The sequence below is a fragment of the Candidatus Thorarchaeota archaeon genome (assembly GCA_013388835.1).
Taxonomy (GTDB): domain Archaea; phylum Asgardarchaeota; class Thorarchaeia; order Thorarchaeales; family Thorarchaeaceae; genus JACAEL01.
This window is the reverse complement of record JACAEL010000118.1, coordinates 1-1,658: the sequence shown is the minus strand read 5'-3', so window position 1 is coordinate 1,658 and position 1,658 is coordinate 1. Positions and strand designations below refer to the sequence as shown.

The window sequence follows — 1,658 nt, the reverse complement described above, 5'->3', positions numbered from 1 at the left end:
CGTCGAAACGCTTGTGCGGTGCGCCATAGCGCGCTAAAAGCAAGTTTGCATCTTCATGTTTTACGGTTATGCGTCTGCTTAAGTGATTCATTTGGACATTATGCTTGGCAAGTTCTGTGGCTTTTTCGTTGATGTCACCTATTACGACCTTTTTGACGCCTTCGACTTCTGTTGCCAAGCGAATTCCCCTGACTCCACAACCCGCTAAGGGCTCGCACACAGAGATTTCACGATTCACAATTTTTTGGTAGGTTTGCACTGCTAAAACTGCTATTTCACGATTTAATCGCATGACAGGATTGTAGAAGACAGGGGCTTTAGAAGGCGCATAATCTGAGGGCGATTTTACAAAGGCTGCCAGTTTTGGAACCAGTATTTTGGCTTTCCCTTCTGCCACGATTTCCGTTGGAAAACCTATGTCGAATCGTTTTTCCATGTTCTAGCTTTGCTCCAATGTTGATTATTGGCGAACCATTAATTAAGGCAATACCTAAACCATGTTAAGGGAGAACAGTTGAATAAGCGCATATTACTTTTAACAGGCAATCCAGGCGTTGGAAAAACCACGGTTTTGCTGAGGGTTGTTGAGGCTTTAAAAGCTAAAGGCTACAGCGTAGGCGGAATGATCAGCCGTGAAGTTCGGTCTGGTGGAACCCGTGTTGGTTTTGAAATATTGGATTTAGCTAGCGGTAGGCGCGGGTGGCTTGCGCACGTCAATCAGCCAAGCGGTCCACAAGTCGGCAAATATCGAGTTAATCTGGAAGACCTCAACAGTATAGGTGCGGAAGCCATAGCTAACGCTGTCGCAAGCAGTGATGTAGTGGCGATAGACGAGATCGGTCCCATGTAACTGTTTTCGGAGAAGTTTAAAGAAGCTGTTAGGAAGGCGGTTGGTAGTGAGAAGCTTATTGTCGGTGTTGTCCATTGGAAGGCAAGGGACAGGCTTATAGACGAAGTGAAAAAGAGAGAAGACGCAGAAATAATAGAAGTCACAGACAAGAACAGGAACGAACTACACCAGAATATAGTAGACAGAATTGGTTTTCAGTAGTTTTCGCACCATAGTTCAAAATAACTTCTTGCATGACTGCACACTGGGCATTTTTCCGGCACTTCTTTTCCTTCAAAAACGTAACCGCAGTTTCTGCACTTCCACATTACAGGCTTGTCTTTTTTGAACACTATGCCTTGCTCAACATTCGCCAACAGCTTCCTATAGCGCCTTTCATGATATGCCTCTACCTTGGCGACCATACGAAAAGTTCTGGCAACATCCGCAAATCCTTCTTGTTCAGCAACTTCTGCAGAATTCGGGTAGAGCGTGCCCCACTCTAGCTTTTCGCCTTCAGCCGCAGCTAACAAATTCTCCGCCGTAGACCCAATAACACCTGCGGGGTATGTGGCAGTAATTTCCACTAGTCCGCCTTTCAAATGCCTAAAGAAAAGCTCAGCATGCTCCTTCTCGTTATCCGCTGTCTCTTGAAAAATCGCTGCTATCTGCTCATAACCCTCAGCTTTAGCGGCACTTGCAAAAAACGTGTACAGCGTTCTAGCTTGTGATTCGCCAGCAAACGCCGCCAACAAATTCTTCTCAGTACGACTACCTTTCAACTCCATAATCTCAAACTCCTTTAGACCCATATGTCTGCAGCAAAGCG

The 1,658-nt window shown here is 45.7% G+C and carries 4 protein-coding genes; 2 read left to right on the top strand and 2 right to left on the bottom strand.

Features of this window, described 5'->3' with window-relative positions:
• A partial coding sequence (locus HXY34_14265; protein ID NWF97299.1) for a 50S ribosomal protein L11 methyltransferase occupies positions 1-436 on the bottom strand: 436 nt, incomplete at its 3' end.
• Positions 437-514: 78 nt separating this feature from the next.
• Here HXY34_14265 and HXY34_14260 point away from each other — a divergent pair.
• Together HXY34_14260 and HXY34_14255 are read left to right on the top strand one after the other, a co-directional pair.
• The gene (locus HXY34_14260; GenBank protein NWF97298.1) at positions 515-850 is read left to right on the top strand and encodes a DUF2478 domain-containing protein; all 336 of its coding nucleotides are present in this window, start codon (positions 515-517) and stop codon (positions 848-850) included.
• Positions 851-1,051 (top strand): hypothetical protein, encoded by a 201-nt coding sequence (locus tag HXY34_14255; GenBank protein NWF97297.1) that lies wholly within the window; start codon positions 851-853, stop codon positions 1,049-1,051.
• Here HXY34_14255 and HXY34_14250 read toward each other — a convergent pair.
• On the bottom strand, positions 1,045-1,617 hold the full coding sequence (locus HXY34_14250) for a rubrerythrin family protein (protein ID NWF97296.1): 573 nt from the start codon (positions 1,615-1,617) through the stop codon (positions 1,045-1,047). The genes HXY34_14255 and HXY34_14250 overlap by 7 nt on opposite strands.
• Between the last annotated feature and the right edge of the window lie 41 nt (positions 1,618-1,658).

Bases quoted from the DNA above. Each gene is read 5' to 3' on its own strand.
- HXY34_14250 (NWF97296.1), bottom strand. From the start codon at position 1,617: ATGGAGTTGAAAGGTAGTCGTACTGAGAAGAATTTGTTGGCGGCGTTT.